We start from the raw sequence: 17,759 nt of genomic DNA, 5'->3' as shown, positions 1-17,759 counted from the left end.
TATGAACACCACAGATATGACGCGAAGACGATTCATGAAAACAACAGCCGCAGCCGCGGCGGCCGGCGCTGTGTATCAGCCGGTGCGTGCTGCCGGATCGGACATCATCAAAGTCGGATTGATCGGATGCGGCGGACGCGGTACGGGTGCGGCTATCAACTGCACGGATGCGGACCCGGCTGTGAAAATTGTGGCAATGGGTGATTTGTTCCAGGATCATCTGGACAGTTCCTACGAACGTCTGGCCAAGGGCTACACCGGCTGGCAGGGAGAAGAAGTAAAATCACGAGGCGAACAAATGGATGTGCCGCCGGAACGCCGGTTTGTGGGATTTGATGCGTATAAAAAAGTGATTGAATGCGATATTGATATGGTCATTATGGCGTCACCGCCGCACTTTCGTCCGATGCAATTCGACGCGGCGATTAAAGCGGGGAAACATGTGTTTATGGAAAAACCAGTGGCGGTCGGGCCTGCAGGTGCGCGCTCTATTATGCAAACCGCCAAACTGGCCGATGAAAAAGGCTTGTCCGTGGTCGCAGGTACCCAGCGGCGGCATTCGGCGCCGTATCTGGAGGTCATGAAACGCATCCATGACGGGGATATCGGTGATATCGTCAGCGCTCAGGCTTACTGGCTCGGAGGTCCGCCCTGGTGGGAAAAGGGACCAAAGCTTTATCATCAGCAATTTGTCGAAAACTGGTCGGATCTCGAATATCAGATCCGCAACTGGTTTCACTTTACCCGGTTTTCCGGTGATATTATAGTGGAACAGCACGTTCACAATCTGGATGTGGTCAACTGGGGAATCGGCGCCTTGCCGGTGAATGCCGTGGGAACCGGTGGCGCCCAGCGGCGCAGGGGAGACGGGTACGGCAATATTTACGATCACTTTACCATACAGTACGAATATCCCAACGGTGTTCAGGTCACCAGTATGTGCCGGCAGATGGATAACTGCGCCAATCGGGTATCTGAGACCATAATGGGCAGCAAAGGGATCGCGTATCTGTGGGGGTCAAGCGGTAAAATTGAAGGTAAAAAGAGTTACGAATTCACCGGTGATTCGCCGAATATGATGGTACAGGAACACAAAGATCTGATTGCCAGCATGCGGGGCGAAATCAGCCGGTTGAACGACGGACAGCGTATCGCGGAAAGCACGCTCACCGCTGTACTGGGACGTATGACCGCCTATACGGGACGCGCCGTCAAATACGATTGGGTGCTGAACAAATCGCAGCTAAATTTATTCGTTGCCCCGCTATGATTTCGATGTGGATGTGCCTTATCAGCCAATGGCGGTTCCCGGGGTGACCGAGATTCTTCAGAACGGATTTCTGAAACAGGGTCTGTGATCATTCACAGCCCTGTTTTTTTCCAAAAGTACACTTTCAAGAATGTTTCTTGATTTTTTCAGGATGTTTTTCTGATATCGACGGCATGATGCATCATGTTCAAAACAAGTTTTCATACCCGTTGAAACAGGGTGTTTTTCCGCTTGCATACTCTTTTAATTCCTGCAGTTCATTATCTGTCACCGGTTTCAGATTGGCGGCGATCTGAAAGGCGCGATCCCAGAACACGGGTGAACCCGGAGGAATGGCGGCTGTTATACCCTGTTCATAGGTGAACCGGAACGCGATTTCCGCCATACGGTCTTCTTTTTCCGGGATTGGCATATACCAGCATTTGGGATAGGGCTGGGTTTCATCTTCATGCAGCTGCCGGAAGGCCAGACCTTTCAAAGCCAGAATGCCCTTGTCCGTCTTTTTCGCTTCTTTGAGCACGCGCGGACCGAAATTTCCCTCAAACCAACAGACAAAATTGATCGGAAACAGGATCGTGTCAAAGTCATAGCGCTGCATGGCCATGAGCGCCGCTTTTTCCGAATGGGCGGAGAACCCGAGATAACGCACTTTGCCGTCTTTTTTGGCCTGGATAAACGTCTCCATGGCGCCGTCCGGTGCAAAGGCGCGTTCCACATCTTCTTCCGTGGTGATGTGATGAAGCTGATAAAGATCAAAATAATCCGTGCGCATGTGTTTCAGAGAAGCGTGCAGTTCCTCCAGTGCGCCCTTTTTATCTCTCTGACCGGTTTTGCAGGCGAGAAAAGACTGTTTTCGGTACGGCTCCAATGCCGGACCCAGCTGCAGTTCCGCATTGCCGTAGGTGGGGGCGACGTCATAATAATTGATCCCATGATCAAAAGCGCGTGCCACCATATTGTCTGCCCGTTTTTGTTCCACATCCATCACCAGAATGCCACCGAATCCCAGTTGGGATAATTTCTCACCGGTGCGTCCGAGTACGCGCCGGGGCATGATTGTTTTTTCCTGCATAGTCTGCTCTCCGCTGTGTACTGTGCTGCCGGACCATGTTAAGATACCGGCTGCTGCCGTGCTTTTTATAAATTGCCTGCGCTGCATCATAGACCTCTCAAAAAATGATCAGATTTTAACTTTATAAACAAAATAACCGGCAGGATATTCCATTCCGCGGTACTCCCGGGCGATGACGCATTTTGAATTAAAAACAGTATTCAAGTGCCGCTTCCATACCCCGGATTTCCATCAACCCCGACAACCGGCCGATACGCGGATAGCCGGGCGCTGTATTTTCATTGAAATCAGAGAGCATTTTGATACCGTGGTCCGGGCGAACCGGCATGCGTGTATCTGTACGTCCCTGTTCCCGGCGTCTATGCTGTTCCTGCAATATCAATTCGATCAGTTGCGGCAGGTCTGCATCACCTTGGATGTGGCCGCTTTCGTAAAACGCGCCGTTTTTCAGAACGCGGTTGTTGCGCAGGTGCACAAAATGAATGCGCTCCGCAAATGCCGCTGCAATGGCGGCGGGATCGTTGTCACGCCGCACAGAAAGCGACCCGCTGCAGAAGGTCAGTCCATTGGCGAGCGAGGTTTGCTGTTTAAATATCCACTGCAGATCGTCCTGGGTGCTGACAATACGCGGCAATCCGAGCACCGGAAACGGCGGATCATCCGGGTGAATAGCTAGGTTGATACCCGCCTGTTCAGCTGTCGGAATCACGTCGTTGAGAAAGGAGCCCAGATGCCGACGCAACCGGGCTCTGTCGATTTCATCGTATTTCGTTAGCAGTTCCAGAAATTTTTCCCGGTAATACTGTTCTCCGCTATCAATGGCGCCGTGAATGAATCCCTGGGTGAGGATAATAATGTTGTAGGCCAGTTCTTCGCGCTCCGATACATGCATTTTGTTGTACAGGGACTCAGCCTGTTGTATGGTTTCCTCGCTATAGTCCGCTTCGGCGGCGGGGCGCTGCAGGATAAACAGATCAAACGCCGCGAACTTGACCGGGTTAAAGTACATCACTTCTCCGCCCGACGGCAGACGGTGATGCAGATCGGTGCGCACCCAGTCCAGCGCCGGCATAAAGTTATAACAGACTGTATCAATGCCCTGTTCGCCCAGATGCCGCAGGGATTGAGTGTAAACGTCGACAAGCTCGTCATAGCTTTCCGTATGCTGTTTGATACCCTCGGCCACCGGCAGACTTTCCACCACGCTCCAGCGCAGTCCGGCCTGTTCGATGGACGTTTTTACGGCTTTGATTTGTTCACGCGGCCAGACCTGACCGGGAGGGACGTCATATAATGAAGTGACAACACCTTCCACACCCATTTGTCGCATATCGGACAGGGTAACCGGATCACCCGGACCGAACCACCGCCAGCATTTTTCCATTGCCATATCAGAATCCTATTGAATTGCCTCCGTCCACCGGCAGCACCACACCGGTGATGTATCCGGCTTGCTCGGAACAGAGATAATAGGCCGCATCCGCCACATCCTCCGGTTTGCCCAGACGCCCCAGGGGCGTGCGGCTGAGAACCTTGTTTTTGCGTTCCGGATCATTGTCCAGCGCTTTTCTCGACATGTCAGTTTCGATGAATCCCGGGGCGATACAGTTTACCCGGATACCCAGCGGTGAAAGCTCGACCGCCATGGCCCGGGTCATGCCCTCAATAGCCGACTTTGTAGAAGTATACGCAATCACGTACGGAATGCCATACTGCGATGCCATGGAACTGATGTTCAGAATCGCGCCGCTTTTGTGTTCCGCCATATGTCTGGCAATTTCGCGGGACAGGGAGAGAACGCTGACTTGATTGATTTCAATGACTTTGAGAAAGTCCTGATGCGAGACATCAAACAGACTTTTCTTTTGATGGATTCCCGCATTGTTGACCAGAATATCAATAGGCCCATGTTTCTCAATAATTGTCGCCGCCATATCCGGTATGCCGTCTAATTCAGCCAGATCGTATTGTTCATAATTGCAAAGCTCGCCAAAATGCTCACAGGCGGTTGTCAATTTTTCCATACTGCGTCCCAGTATGATCGTATGGATGCCCCTTTCCACAAATTTGGACGCAATGGCATAGCCCAGACCGGATCCGCCGCCGGTCACCAGCGCTGTTTTTTGTTTTGTGTTCACTCGAAATGATCTCCTTTAACATGCCCATATAACAATATGGATTTATTTGCAAATCATAACGTTTCAATTTAAAAGTTTAATTCATTTTTATGTCTTTAGCAAGAATTTTCATTGTTATGGAAAAGAAAAAGCGTCATCCATGACGCTATTGTTGAGAATGACTTTTGTAAATGTATCATTTTGGAGTGAAATATCCGTGAGTTTTCACGGATTCACGTCAAGGCAGAAACTGCGCATTCCGGGCATGGTGTCCAACGACAGCAATCCATTTCAAGGCGCCGAGCCCCGCACGCCAGCATCGCGGATGCTGGCGTGCCATACTTGTCCTCGTCGTACAATTTTCCTTTGTGCGACGAGTGGTCGCGGCACAATTTTGAAAAGGTACAGAAATGAGTTCCGGTTTCCATGAATATTCAACTCTCTTGCCGGCTGAGGCAGAATGCACACTCTAAACTTGCGCCTTTACCCCCACCACCTGCACCACGGACGCCAGGCCGCTATGGTGCGCGCCTTCGTCCAGGTGTCGTTCAACTTTGGCTGCGTGTCGGAATTCCAGGCCCTGCAATTCGGTTTTAACAGAATCCAGATCCATCAAATGATCAGGAGACTTTGGACCGCCCGTTCCGTATTTGAGTTGCTCCTGTGAAAAGCTTTCCATGATATAAACGCCGCCCGGCGCCAAACTCTTGACAATGTCTGAATGGATGCGTTTGCGCAATTCACAAGGCAGGTGACAATAAATGGCAATGATCCCCTGCCAGGCATCCGGTTCAAACGCATAATGAGCAAGATCCTGGTGCAGTGTATGCACCGGAACCCCGGATTCGCTGGCCAGGTGTTCTGTTTTCTGCAAGCCCACACGGGACGCATCCAAAGCCGTGACCTCGTATCCCTGCAGCGCCAGATACACCGCGTTGCGCCCTTCGCCTTCGGCCAGACTCAGAACCCGGCCTTTGGGGATGAGCGCTGACTGTTCAACAAGAAATTCATTCGGTTCGCGGCCGTATACATGCTCCGGCGTGTCAAATCGCTGATCCCACATGCTCATTGGCTTGTCCTCAGGTTACACCATGCATCGTTTTCGTGACTTTTTCTCAGAGCGTCAATCGCCCGCATATTGTTTACTGCATCGTTCAAGCGAGTCGGAACCGGCGTGTTTTCCAGTATGGAATTGGAAAAGGCGTCACCCTGAAGCTGGTATTGATTGGCGGCCGGCAGGGTGATTTCGTGCATTTTGCCGTTCTGTTCCAAAAGCAAAATTATCGGCCGGTCGTGCGGCGCGTTGAAGGGAATCTGCACCTCGATACGGCCGGTGCGCCCGAACACCAGCACCCGTTGATAGGCTGACATTTGAGTGCTCACTGTAAAGCTGGACGTGCCGTCTTCAAATTCCAACAGTCCCGAGGTCAAGCGGTCGACTTTGAGCAGGGGATCGTACTGCATCCAGCCGAAAACTCGCTGCGGCTCGCTTTCAAACAGAAATCTTGAGACTGAAATCGGATAGCAACCGATATCCATCAGGCCGCCGCCGCCGGTTTCCGGCCGGTTGCGGATGTTTTCCGGGTCATCTTTATAATAGCTGAACACGGTTTGAATGGTGGTCAGGTCTCCGATAGTGCCGGAGCGCACCCATTCCAAAGTCTGAATCCACTGCGGATGAAACCGGTACATGAACGCTTCCATTACCTTGAGATGCGGATAATCTTGAGCGGTTTGGAGAAGCGTTTGCGCTTCGTCGGCATGCATGGCAATGGGTTTTTCGCAGAGAACATGTTTACCCGCCTGCAAGCTCTTGACTGTCCATTCGATATGCAGACTGATTGGGCAGGGGAATGTAAACGGCGTCAATTTCCTCAAAAGCCAGCAGCTCTTCATAAGAACCGAATGCCCTCGGAATGTCGAGTTCCTGCGCCGCGCCCTGGGCTTTTCGTAAATCCCGGGACGCGATGCCCTGTATTTGAGTGATTGTACTGTTCTGCATGGCCGGTATCACCTGTTTGCGTGCGATATCAGCTGTACCGAGAACACCCCATCTAATTTTTTTCATGTCAGTTGCCCTGTTTAAATTATGCTTTTTTATTGCAACGAACGGCAAAAGATATCTATTCCTGCGTTTTGACTAATAATGTCTTGTTTATGCTTTTTTTAAAGTTCATTACAATATTGTCATTAGATGCCATCAATTGTAAATTATTATCATAGAGCATTGCTTTTTTTTACTGAATTGGTTTTATTTAGTATATTAAACATGTAAAAACGGCGATACAATCCTTTTTATATCAGGAAAACCAAAGCATATGAAAAAATATCTTTTTATTATATTGACGTTATTGGCCGCTTGCGCCAATACCAACCGCAAAGCTGCCGATGCAGAGTGGACGTTTGAGGATCGATATGAAACTGTTATCGATAGTGTGCTGGCTGAATTGACGCTGGAAGAAAAAGTCCATTTGCTGCACGGCACGGGCAAATTTGTTTCCGGTGGTGTGGAGCGGCTGGGCATCCCGGAATTGCACTATACCGATGGACCTAACGGCATTCGCGAGGAATTGGAACGTCACTCCTGGAATTCTCTGAATCTGACCACCGATTCGGTGACTTTTTTTCCAACCGGACCGGCGCTGGCCGCCACCTGGAACCGGGAGCTGGCAGAGCAGTACGGCAGGGGGATCGGACTGGAAGCGCGCGCCCGGGGTAAAGATGTACTGCTGGGTCCGGCTGTGAACATTATGCGCACGCCGATTTGCGGCCGCAATTTTGAATATTTTACCGAAGATCCGTTTTTGAATGCGGAAATCGCGGTGGGTTATGTACGCGGTGTACAGCGTCAGGACGTGGCCGCCTGTGTCAAGCATTATGCGCTGAACAATCAGGAAGAACAGCGCGGCAGCATCAGCGTGCAAATCAATGAACGCGCTCTGCGCGAGATCTATATGCCGGTCTATCGCGCGGTTGTACAGCAGGCGGATGCGCATGCTATGATGGGCGCTTATAACCGATTCCGCGGCGAATATCTGTGCCAAAATGATTATCTGAATAACACAGTGTTAAAAGATGAATTCGGGTTCAAGGGTATTGTGGTTTCGGACTGGGGCGCCACGCACAATACAGAAAAAGCAGCCTGGGGCGGACTGGATGTGGAAATGGGAACCGGACAGCCGTATGATGAAAATTATATGGCAAAACCGTTGCTGGAACTGGTAAAAGCGGGACTCGTTCCGGATAGTCTGGTGAATGACAAGGCACGCCGGGTCCTGCGCGTGATTTACAATCTGAAAAAATCGGACTCGACGCGCACAAAAGGCGAGAAAACCTCGCCGTTAACGCGCCGGATCGCTTATGACGTGGCCTCCGAAGCCGTCGTCTTGTTGAAAAATCAGAATATTCTGCCGCTCAACCCGGATACCATTAACAGCATCGCGGTGATCGGCACCAATGCGCATAAACCGCAGTCAAGGGGCGGCCATACTGCATCTGTCAAAGCAAAATACGAAATTTCGCCCTGGCAGGGCTTGAAATCAAAACTGGGAACCGAAGTTGCGTTGACGTTTTCCAGAGGCTATGAAGAGACGTTTATGCAGTCAGCGAACAGCAGACACCGCATACCCTCGCAAACGGCCAACGATAGTTTGATTGACGCAGCCGTACAGTTTGCAAGGAGTTCGGATGTTGCGATCATTTTTGCCGGCGCCAGCCGGGACATTGAAACCGAGGGGCGAGATCGCCGGGATTTAACCCTTCCTTTTGGTCAGGATAAACTGATTCGGAGCGTGTGCGCCGCCAATCCCAACACCATTGTGGTGTTTCTTGCCGGCGCTGCTTATGATATTCAGTCCGCAGTGAACCTCGCGCCCGCTGTGCTCTACGGCTGGTTCAACGGATCAGAAGCCGGACGCGCAATGGCAGATATTCTGTTTGGAGATGTCAATCCCTCCGGCAAACTGCCGTTCACCCTGCCGAAGCGGCTGGAGGATGTGGGCGCGCATGCGCTGAATGCCTATCCCGGTGAAAACGGAACCGTCGTGTACAAAGAAGGTCTTCTGGTGGGATACCGCTGGTTTGACAGCAAACAGATCGATCCCATTTATCCGTTCGGGCACGGTCTTTCCTACACGTCATTTGAGTATTCCGGGCCGGAAACCGACAAATCCGTTTATCATAGTGGGGATGTGATCGAAATTACCTGTGCGGTGAAAAACACCGGTTCAATAGAGGGCAAAGAGACCGTACAATGCTATGTTTCTGTTGAAGAAAGCCGGGTGCTGCGTCCTGACAAAGCATTAAAAGCGTTTGATAAAGTGTTTATAAAAGCAGGTGAGACTAAAACGGCAAAATTGCATCTGCCGGTCAGCGAACTGGCGTATTACAATGATGCGAACGCAGAGTGGCAGGTCGAGCCGGGACAATATACTCTGATGATCGGAACGTCTTCGCGAGACATCCGCGGAAAAGTGAATGTGGAAATTATAAATTCCCCATGAACCGGAGAAACGGATCGGGGGTATGATGCTTATATATAACAGGGAGAAGCTATGCTGAGGAAAACATTATGTCTGATTCTGGTGCTGGTTGCGGTCCCGCTGCTGGCATACGAAAATTTTAACACAGCCATCTATTCGCGTGTATACGAGACGATTAAAATGGGCGATCTGGACTGGTTGGAACCCCGTTTTGATGTGATGCAGGAACACATCGAGGTGGACAAGGTCTATCTGGAAACACACCGGGATATGGTGGTCGTGGACCAGGAAACCCTGGACCGGGTGAAACAATTTTTTCATGACCGCGGTGTTAAAACGTCGGGCGGCATTACCATTACAGTGGATGAGGGAAACCGGTTCGAAACGTATTGTTATACCAATCCCGAACACCGGAAAAAACTCAAAGAGGTGATTGAATTTACGGCGCGCAATTTCGACGAGGTCATTTTAGATGATTTCTTTTTCACCAACTGCAAATGCGAATCCTGCATCAAAGCCAAGGGCGACCGCAGCTGGCCGGAGTTCCGTCTGCAGCTGCTCACCGAGGTGGCGCGTGATTTAATCCTGAAACCGGCAAGAAAAGTCAATCCGGATGTCAGTGTGATTGTCAAATATCCCAACTGGTACGAGCACTTTCAGGGATGTGGTTTTAATCTGGAAACCCAGCCCGCTCTGTTTGACGGGTTGTACACGGGGACCGAAACCCGGGACCCCGGCAGTCATCAGCACTTGCAGCCGTATCAGGGCTATCAGATCGTACGCTATTTCGAAAATTTGAAACCCGACGGCAATCTCGGCGGCTGGGTGGATACCGGTGGACTGCGCTTTCTGGACCGTTACGCGGAACAGTTGTGGTTGACCCTGTTCGCCAAGGCGCCGGAACAGACTTTGTTCGATTTCCGCCAGCTGCAGTATCCTATTCGCCGTGAATGGCGCGCCGACTGGCAGGGAAGCGGCAGTAGTTTTGATTTTGATGAAATGATGGCGCCGTTCCTGGCAAAAGAAGGAAATCGTTTTGAGGATGCCACCGTCGCATTGGCCGCCGGCTATACCTTTGAAAAAATTGATCCGATTATCGGAGAACTCGGCACACCAGTGGCGGTTCCGTCCTATAAACCGTTTCATTCCACGGGTGAGGACTTTTTGCAAAACTATCTGGGCATGATCGGCATTCCCGTGCATCTGGTGCCCGAATTCCCGATGGACAGTGATATGCTGATCCTCACCGAGACCGCCAAACATGATCCGAATATTGTTGAAAAAATGAAAGCACGCCTGATCAACGGCAAGGATATTGTGATCACATCCGGGCTGGTGAATGCACTGCAGGATAACGGACTGGAGGATATTGTTGAACTGCGCTACACGCCGCGCAAGGCCCTGGTGGATCAATTCCGCGCCGGTTGGCGGTCTATGTATTCTATTGATGAGTCGATGCTTATCCCGCAGATCGCCTATCTGACCAATGATTCCTGGGAAGAGATTTCCGCCATGGACGGCACCAACGGCTGGCCGCTGCTGCATTCGGCCGAATACGGCAATGCCGTTCTGTATGTGCTGACGATCCCGGAAAGCTTTATTGATCTGTATCGTCTGCCGGTTCCGGTGCTCGACGGCATTCGTCAAACCGTGTTGCCCGATGAATTTGTGCGCGTCAGCGCCCCCGGCAAGGTCAGTGTGTTCCAGTATGACAATGATACATTTATCGTTGAATCTTTCTGTGATGAACCGGTGCTGACAAGCCTGTTCACACCGGACGGCGTGAGTCAGTTGATCGATATCGAGACCGGACGGGTGCTGGACGGCGAGTCCGTGACCCGCAGATTCCGGCAAGTCACCGAAAACCGGTTCCAGACGCGTTTGAACGCGCACTCGTTTAAAGCGTTTAAAATGAAATAAATTTTTTCTCTCTCTCCTCCTATGGTAAAAGCCTGCGTTGCTCAAGCGCGGGCTTTTTTTTTCTATCTGATAAAATATGTGTATATTATCCCCATTGAATGTATTGGATGAGGATAAAAGATATCAAGGAGGAAAAGAATGAGATTCTTTATGACCGGCGCCACCGGATTTGTTGGATCGCGTATCGCTGCGAAATTGAGAGACAATAATTATAAAGTCAATGCCATTGTCCGTAACCCGGATCGGGCGGATTTCTTGCGCCGTCTGGGGGTTCAGGTTTTTCAGGGGGATGTGACGGACAAGGACAGCATGCGTGCGGCTATGCAGGGCTGCGACGGCGTGTTTCATGTGGCAGGCTGGTACAAGATCGGAGTACGCGACAAGTCGCCTGGGTATAAAATCAATGTGCAGGGCACCCGCAATGTCCTGGGATTGATGCAGGAACTGGGCATCCGCAAAGGCGTGTACACCAGCACCGTGGCTGTAAACTCGGATACGCACGCAGAAGCCAAAGATGAATCTTTTCAGTTCATGGGTGAACACATCAGCGAATACGACCGCACCAAAGCCGGGGCGCATGAGATTGCCTTAACATTTATCAAAAACGGATTACCGCTGGTGATTCTGATGCCCGGTCTGATTTACGGTCCGGACGGCGCCAGTCTGAGTGATGAGTCTTTGCGCCTGTATCTGCAGGGCAAACTGCCGATGATCCCCAAACGCTCGGCGTTCTGCTGGTCGCACGTGGATGACATTGCCGATGCGCATTTGCTGGCCATGCAAAAGGCTGATCCCGGTACGACCTATATGATCACAGGCCCCTGTCATACCCTGACCGAGGCGTTCGATATGGCGGAACAGATTACCGGTCTCAAGGCGCCTATGGCGGTCCCGCCGGCGCTGCTCAAGATAACCGCTTTTTTTTCATCCCTGATCGAATGGATCGTGCCGTTGCCGCCGTTGTATTCTTCAGAAGCCCTGCGTGTGCAGGCCGGCGTCACCTATTTGGGCGACAACAGCAGTGCCAGACGCGATCTGGGATACCATCCGCGGCCACTGTCTAAAGGCCTCAAGGAAACTCTCCTTTATGAGCGCTCACGCCTGAACAGCGTGGACTTGTGAGCTGTGATTATCGCTGTAACACTCGGGATTAAAGATATGTCAATCCGGAGCGTCTGAATGACTGCAGGATATGATAAACAAACTTTGTATTTAACCCTGCACCGAACCGGTGAGTTAAAGAATCGGGGGCAAAAGTTATCGTTATTACTTTTCAAACTTTTCTTTGCAAAGCGCTGACAAGTTTTTTCCCGATTCCTGAATATTCAGGTGAAAATAATCTGTGCACCGGCGGACAGCTCGTAAAACTTGCCCACATTAATCACGTCATCTACCTGCGGCAGAAAATCCTCCCTGGACAAATGGAACATGTCCACGGTGGCCTTGCAGGCGTACAGTCCTGCGCCGGCATCGCTGATCATTTCAATGAATTCCGTAACCGGGGGAATATCCAGTTTTTCCATTTCCTGCTTCATCTTGGTCGTTGCAAATGATGACATACCGGGAAGAATACCGACCAGCGACGGGATATGCATGGCGGGGTTTCCGACGGTCGATACTTTGATCTTGTCGGCGCGTTTTTTCATGATCGCTTCCAGTCCGAAAAACGTAAAGAACACCGTGGCGTCAATACCGGCCATGCGTGCACCGTTTGCCATGATCAGACCCGGATACACGCCATCCAGAGAGCCTTTGGAAATAACAATCGATACTTTTTCTATTTTATTTTGTTCCGCCATTGTAACCTCCTGTTATACACATCCTTGTGGTTTACCCAGACCGGATATTTTAGCTGCTTTTTTCGCAGGGCCGTCCGGGAAGAGTGAATACATTTCTTTGGTGGGAACCCCGCCCACTTTGTTCATTCTGCGAATGGTCGGCGGCGCGCCTTTTTCCTTAAAATCTTTGCGTATAAAATGGATGGCATCCCAGTGACGATCGGTCAATTCCGAAATGCCCTCTTCTTTGGCGAGATCTTTGGCAATGTCCTCGTTCCATTCATCCGGCTGGGTCATAAATCCTTCGTCATCCACTTGAACCGTGTATCCTGCAATGGTTTTTTCAGGCATTGTATTAACCTCCTTGTTGAATTTGTAATTCCGACATGTTTTGTGTGCCGTCGGATTGCTGCATTTGGATTGATATGGTTTTTACGAATGAGAGTCCCATATAAAGCAGCTGGCGTACCTTGGGATCGCTCGCGGTTTTCATGATTTTAAAAAGCGATACGTGTTCCGGCATTTCGGGTTTTTCCCGGTATGCGGCGGCCACGGCGTTCAAATCATCTGCAAAGCTCGTTTTGCTGAGCTGCAAAAACGCATCCGCGAATTTCGGGAGGGTCTCAGTCATCTGCTGCATATCCTCCTCTGACATGTTTGAAATAATTGTGTCCAGAGTCTGAAGCACTGTTGAGAAAAAAGTAAAGTAACCCCGTTTTTCCATCTGGTCCAGACTTTCCAGGGTGCTGTCAAAGACCTGTTTGGACAAGGGGCCGGCATCATTTACAAAGTCTACGGCGCTTTCCATGCGTTCGAACAGTGAGGTTAAATTACGGATATTGCGCAGCAGCTTGGTGCCGAGGTAAATCAAATCCTCATAACTGAAATAGGGAGAAACTTTGTCGAGTTCTTCGGCCGCCGTGTTGAACAGATCTGTGGCGATCGGTGTCAGGTCGCGGCGCAGGTCGTCCATCTCCTGCTGGCGCCGCCGGGTTTCGTTCAGCTGTTCAGCGATCATGTCCAGTTTACGATGAACAGCCTCCAAGTCTTTATCCACTAAGGCCTCCTTTCTTATCGCATTTTTCCGGCCATGTTCATCCGGGCCTGGATGGGAAGTTCGGAACCACGTAAAAGAATGTTCCAGTATATCCAGCGGAACATCATTTTTCCCCAATGATTTGCTTTGGTTTCCTGCAGCAGGGAAAACGGACCAATCCCGGGCAGGGGGAATTTACCGGGAAGCGGTTCAATATCGTAATTAAAATCAATCAACAGACCTTTGCCGAAACCGGATTCGATGAAACAGTTGGCGTGACCGTCAAAATCTTCCTGCAGGGGCATGCCGTCGATATGGCGGATCATGTTTTCTGTCAGCACTTCAGCTTCAAAATGCGCAACTGATCCGGCTTTGGAGGCCGGCAGATCCGTGGCATCGCCGATGACAAATATGTTTTCATGATTTTTGGACTGCAGCGTGTGTTTGTGCGTGGGAACAAACTGCAGCTCATCACCCAGGCCGGACCGTTCGATCGAGTCATCACCCATGTTGGTGGGGATGGTCACCAAAAGATCGTAATCCACTTTCTGATCATCAAAAGAAACAAGCTGGTTTTTGGATGTATCTACACTGCCGGTACTGAATTCAGATATCAGATTGATGTTTTTCTGGTCGAGGAAATCGCCCAGAAATTTTGCGGCCTTGGGTTTGGTAAAGGCGCCCGGAAGCGGTGTGACCAGGGTCAGGTCCACCTTGTCGCGCATGCCTTGCTCCGTAAACCACCAGTCGGCAAGAAACATAAATTCCAGTGGAGCCACCGGACATTTGATCGGCATTTCAGTAATATTCAGCGCCAGGTGACCGCCTTTCCAGTGTTTCAGGAATTTCTGCAGTTGACAGGCGCCTTCAAAGGTATAAAAATCAAAGATATTCTGATACCAGGCGCCGCCGTCAGCCAGGCCTTCGGTTTCATCCGGTTTCAGCTGCGTACCGGTGGCGATAATCAGGTAATCGTAGGGCAGGACTTTGTTGTTTTCCAGTTTTACCTGGTTTTTATCCGCCTCGATGACGTCAATTCCGGACAGAATTAATTCGACATCCTTGGGAAGATAATCGCGCCTCGGTTTGATGATATCATTGCAGGAATAAATGTTAAAGGGGATAAACAGCAGTCCAGGCTGGTAAATGTGCTTATTGTCCTTGTCGACAATCGTAATTTTCCAGTCGTTTTTTGGCAACTGCTGACTCAGTTTGTTGGCCATGATCGTGCCGCCGGTTCCGGCGCCCAAAATGACTATTTTTTTCATCCTGAATATCCTTAGATTTGATTTCTATTTATAATAGGATGCACCCGTCAAAAAAAGGATTCAATCTTTTGAACTATAAACAATGCTTTTTTTATCAAAAATCCCGTTTTTTACCTGGAATGATCCTGTGAGAATATTGTTTTTAAAAAAAATGAATCCTTTTTCAGTGTCTTGTATCTCATCATAAAAACCATAAAAATTTTGGAGGATTGTAATGAAAGTCCTGATTATCGGAGGAGTTGCCGGTGGTGCGACAACTGCGGCGCGTTTGAGAAGACGTGACGAAAATGCAACGATTATTCTTTTCGAGCGCGGTGAGCATATTTCTTATGCGAATTGCGGCTTGCCTTATTATATCGGCGAAATCATTTCGGAGCGGGATAATTTATTTGTCGCCACACCGGAATTGTTTCGCAAGCGTTTTAAAATAGATGTGCGGCTGAAAAATAAAGTGGTGGCGGTGGACGCGGCTAATAAAGAAGTGCATGTAAAGAATCTGGATACCGGTACTGAATATACAGAAAGCTATGACAAACTGGTCATGTCTCCGGGGGCGGAGCCGGTCAAACCGCCGATTCCGGGTGTAAATCTTCCGGAAATCTTTACCCTGCGCAATGTCAGGGATACGGACCGTATAAAAACGTTTGTCGATGAAAAAGACCCCAAACGCGCGGTCATTGTAGGCGCCGGATTCATCGGTCTGGAAATGGCGGAAAATCTGCATCGACGCGATGTGTTTGTCACCATAGTCGAGATGGCGGAGCAAGTGATGACGCCGCTGGATTATGAAATGGCGGCGGGCGTACATCAGCATCTCAAGACCAAGCATGTTGAATTTTATTTGAGCGATGCGGTCAAAGCCTTTACATCTGCTGACGAGGGCGTGCGGGTGACCTTGAACAGCGGCAAGGAACTGGACGCGGATATGGTAATTTTGAGCATCGGCGTACGCCCGGAGAGCAAACTGGCGCGCGACGCCGGACTGGATATCGGCGAAACCGGCGGCATCAAGGTGGATTCGCATCTGCGCACCTCCAATCCGGATATATTTGCGGTGGGAGATGCCATCGAATTTGTCAATCCGATTATTGATCGACCGATGCTGGCGTATCTGGCGGGTCCGGCCAACAAACAGGGCCGCATATGCGCCAATAATCTGGTGGATGGCCCAAAACACGAATATACGGGTACGCTGGGAACCGCTATTGCCAAGGTGTTCGATATCACAGTCGCGGCTACGGGGGTGTCCGAAAAAACCCTGAAAAAAGAAAAAATCCCGCACAAGGTGTCTATTACGCATGCATTTTCGCATGCGGGTTATTATCCGGATGCGAAACCGATGACCCTCAAAATACAGTTTGATCCTGAGAACGGCAAGCTGTACGGCGCCCAGATCGTGGGATATATCGGGGTGGACAAGAGAATTGATCTGATCGCCGCGACCATCAAGCGCGGCGGAACAGTGCATGATTTGACGGAAATTGAGCATGCCTATGCGCCGCCGTTCTCCTCAGCCAAGGATCCGGTCAATATTGCCGGATTTGCCGCAGAAAATGTGATTCAGGGGATGGTGGATATTGTTCACTGGCAGCAGGTCAGCGAACGCGATCCTGAAAAAGATGTGGTTCTGGATGTGCGCACCCAGGCGGAGATTGAGCTGGGAATGATTGATGATGCAGTGCATATTCCGCTGGATGAACTGCGTCAGCGACTGGATGAGCTGCCGCGGGACGAGCGTATTATTGTTTACTGCGCCGCGGGATTGCGCGGGTACTTGGCTGCGCGCATTCTGATGCAGCACGGTTTTAAACAGGTGGTCAATTTGACCGGCGGTTACAAGACCTTTGAACACGCCACTATGAAGCAGAGCAATGAAGATATCTTTGAAAAAATGCATCTGGGTCAGGATGATATTGTCTACTCTGTGGATCCGGCGCGTTTGCAGTCAGCGGGACAATTGGTCAAAGTGGACGCCAGCGGCTTGCAGTGTCCCGGCCCGATCAAGCGCCTCGGCGACCGCATGAAAGAACTCAAGCCGGGTGATACCATTGAGATTAAAGCCACTGATCCCGGATTCCGGAATGACGTCAAGTCATGGGCTGGTATGACGGGCAACCATCTGCTGGAGCTTTCCGACAAGAAAGGCACTCTTATCGCGCGTGTGCAAAAGGGTTCAACCTCTGAACAGGGATTTCAGGCCGTGCGCGCCAACAAGAACGGCTTGTCCCTGGTGGTGTTCAGTGATGATTTTGACAAGGCGTTGGCTGCATTTGTTCTGGCCAACGGCGCTTTGTCTGCCGGCAAAGCCGTAAATTTGTTTTTTACATTTTGGGGGTTGAATATAATCAAAAAACAAAAAGGTCCGCGCGTGAGAAAAGATCTGATGGGCCGCATGTTCGGCGCCATGATGCCCAAAGGCAGTAAGGATCTGTCATTGTCCAAGATGAATATGGCGGGTATGGGCAACCGAATGATGCGTGACCGAATGAAAGCGCAAAACGTGGATTCTCTGGAAGATATGATCCAGAGTGCCATTGAAGGCGGCGCCAATCTGATCGCTTGTCAGATGTCCATGGATGTAATGGGTGTCAAGGCGGAAGAACTGGTTGACGGTGTCGAAATCGGCGGTGTGGCATCATTTATGGATCACGCCAGCCGTTCGGATGTCAATATGTTTATCTAGGCCTGTTAAATCACTGCTGTGATCGTGTTCTCCTTTTACCAGCAACAGGCAGAAAGAGCCGGTTTCAAGAGATGCGGAGCCGGTTTTTTTGCTGCAATCCCCCAAAAGAGGTGGTGTATTTATGCGAATTGATA

The 17,759-nt window shown here is 50.4% G+C and carries 15 protein-coding genes; 5 read left to right on the top strand and 10 right to left on the bottom strand.

Features of this window, described 5'->3' with window-relative positions:
• Position 1: 1 nt before the first annotated feature.
• Positions 2 to 1,270, top strand: coding sequence for a Gfo/Idh/MocA family oxidoreductase (locus U5R06_18680; protein MDZ7724768.1), 1,269 nt, complete (start codon positions 2 to 4; stop codon positions 1,268 to 1,270).
• 187 nt (positions 1,271 to 1,457) lie between these two features.
• On the opposite strand, the gene U5R06_18675 is transcribed toward U5R06_18680, so the two are convergent.
• The 6 genes from U5R06_18675 to U5R06_18650 form a co-directional block, all read right to left on the bottom strand.
• Positions 1,458 to 2,342 carry an aldo/keto reductase gene (locus U5R06_18675; GenBank protein ID MDZ7724767.1) on the bottom strand — a complete coding sequence of 295 codons (885 nt, stop codon included), beginning with the start codon at positions 2,340 to 2,342 and terminating at the stop codon, positions 1,458 to 1,460.
• Positions 2,343 to 2,529: 187 nt separating this feature from the next.
• Positions 2,530 to 3,732 carry a mannonate dehydratase gene (uxuA, locus tag U5R06_18670; GenBank protein ID MDZ7724766.1) on the bottom strand — a complete coding sequence of 401 codons (1,203 nt, stop codon included), beginning with the start codon at positions 3,730 to 3,732 and terminating at the stop codon, positions 2,530 to 2,532.
• 1 nt (position 3,733) lies between these two features.
• The gene (locus U5R06_18665) at positions 3,734 to 4,480 is read right to left on the bottom strand and encodes an SDR family oxidoreductase (GenBank protein MDZ7724765.1); all 747 of its coding nucleotides are present in this window, start codon (positions 4,478 to 4,480) and stop codon (positions 3,734 to 3,736) included.
• A gap of 448 nt (positions 4,481 to 4,928) precedes the next feature.
• The gene (locus tag U5R06_18660) at positions 4,929 to 5,522 is read right to left on the bottom strand and encodes a class I SAM-dependent methyltransferase (protein ID MDZ7724764.1); all 594 of its coding nucleotides are present in this window, start codon (positions 5,520 to 5,522) and stop codon (positions 4,929 to 4,931) included.
• Between the two features lie 2 nt (positions 5,523 to 5,524).
• On the bottom strand, positions 5,525 to 6,268 hold the full coding sequence (locus tag U5R06_18655; protein MDZ7724763.1) for a Gfo/Idh/MocA family oxidoreductase: 744 nt from the start codon (positions 6,266 to 6,268) through the stop codon (positions 5,525 to 5,527).
• Positions 6,255 to 6,527 carry a Gfo/Idh/MocA family oxidoreductase gene (locus tag U5R06_18650; GenBank protein MDZ7724762.1) on the bottom strand — a complete coding sequence of 91 codons (273 nt, stop codon included), beginning with the start codon at positions 6,525 to 6,527 and terminating at the stop codon, positions 6,255 to 6,257. The genes U5R06_18655 and U5R06_18650 overlap by 14 nt, the downstream gene beginning before the upstream one ends.
• A 250-nt stretch (positions 6,528 to 6,777) precedes the next feature.
• Here U5R06_18650 and U5R06_18645 point away from each other — a divergent pair, with 250 nt between their 5' ends.
• From U5R06_18645 to U5R06_18635, 3 genes are all read left to right on the top strand, one after another.
• Positions 6,778 to 8,961, top strand: a complete 2,184-nt coding sequence (locus tag U5R06_18645) for a glycoside hydrolase family 3 C-terminal domain-containing protein (GenBank protein ID MDZ7724761.1) — start codon at positions 6,778 to 6,780, stop codon at positions 8,959 to 8,961.
• Positions 8,962 to 9,012: 51 nt separating this feature from the next.
• Positions 9,013 to 10,860, top strand: coding sequence for a hypothetical protein (locus U5R06_18640; protein MDZ7724760.1), 1,848 nt, complete (start codon positions 9,013 to 9,015; stop codon positions 10,858 to 10,860).
• Between the two features lie 138 nt (positions 10,861 to 10,998).
• Positions 10,999 to 11,982, top strand: coding sequence for an NAD-dependent epimerase/dehydratase family protein (locus tag U5R06_18635; protein ID MDZ7724759.1), 984 nt, complete (start codon positions 10,999 to 11,001; stop codon positions 11,980 to 11,982).
• Positions 11,983 to 12,185: 203 nt separating this feature from the next.
• On the opposite strand, the gene U5R06_18630 is transcribed toward U5R06_18635, so the two are convergent.
• From U5R06_18630 to U5R06_18615, 4 genes are read right to left on the bottom strand one after another with little or no spacing between them, the layout of a single operon-like run.
• The gene (locus U5R06_18630) at positions 12,186 to 12,659 is read right to left on the bottom strand and encodes a DsrE/DsrF/DrsH-like family protein (protein ID MDZ7724758.1); all 474 of its coding nucleotides are present in this window, start codon (positions 12,657 to 12,659) and stop codon (positions 12,186 to 12,188) included.
• A 12-nt stretch (positions 12,660 to 12,671) separates the two neighbouring features.
• Positions 12,672 to 12,989, bottom strand: a complete 318-nt coding sequence (locus U5R06_18625; GenBank protein MDZ7724757.1) for a TusE/DsrC/DsvC family sulfur relay protein — start codon at positions 12,987 to 12,989, stop codon at positions 12,672 to 12,674.
• A gap of 4 nt (positions 12,990 to 12,993) precedes the next feature.
• Positions 12,994 to 13,695 carry a hypothetical protein gene (locus U5R06_18620; GenBank protein ID MDZ7724756.1) on the bottom strand — a complete coding sequence of 234 codons (702 nt, stop codon included), beginning with the start codon at positions 13,693 to 13,695 and terminating at the stop codon, positions 12,994 to 12,996.
• A gap of 14 nt (positions 13,696 to 13,709) precedes the next feature.
• Positions 13,710 to 14,942, bottom strand: a complete 1,233-nt coding sequence (locus U5R06_18615) for an FAD/NAD(P)-binding oxidoreductase (protein ID MDZ7724755.1) — start codon at positions 14,940 to 14,942, stop codon at positions 13,710 to 13,712.
• A 214-nt stretch (positions 14,943 to 15,156) separates the two neighbouring features.
• Between U5R06_18615 and U5R06_18610 the strand changes: the two genes are divergently transcribed.
• The gene (locus U5R06_18610) at positions 15,157 to 17,625 is read left to right on the top strand and encodes an FAD-dependent oxidoreductase (protein MDZ7724754.1); all 2,469 of its coding nucleotides are present in this window, start codon (positions 15,157 to 15,159) and stop codon (positions 17,623 to 17,625) included.
• Positions 17,626 to 17,759: the final 134 nt, after the last annotated feature.

This window comes from candidate division KSB1 bacterium (genome assembly GCA_034521575.1).
Taxonomy (GTDB): Bacteria; Zhuqueibacterota; Zhuqueibacteria; order Residuimicrobiales; family Krinioviventaceae; genus JAXHMJ01.
This window is presented reverse-complemented; position numbering and strand designations above follow the sequence as displayed.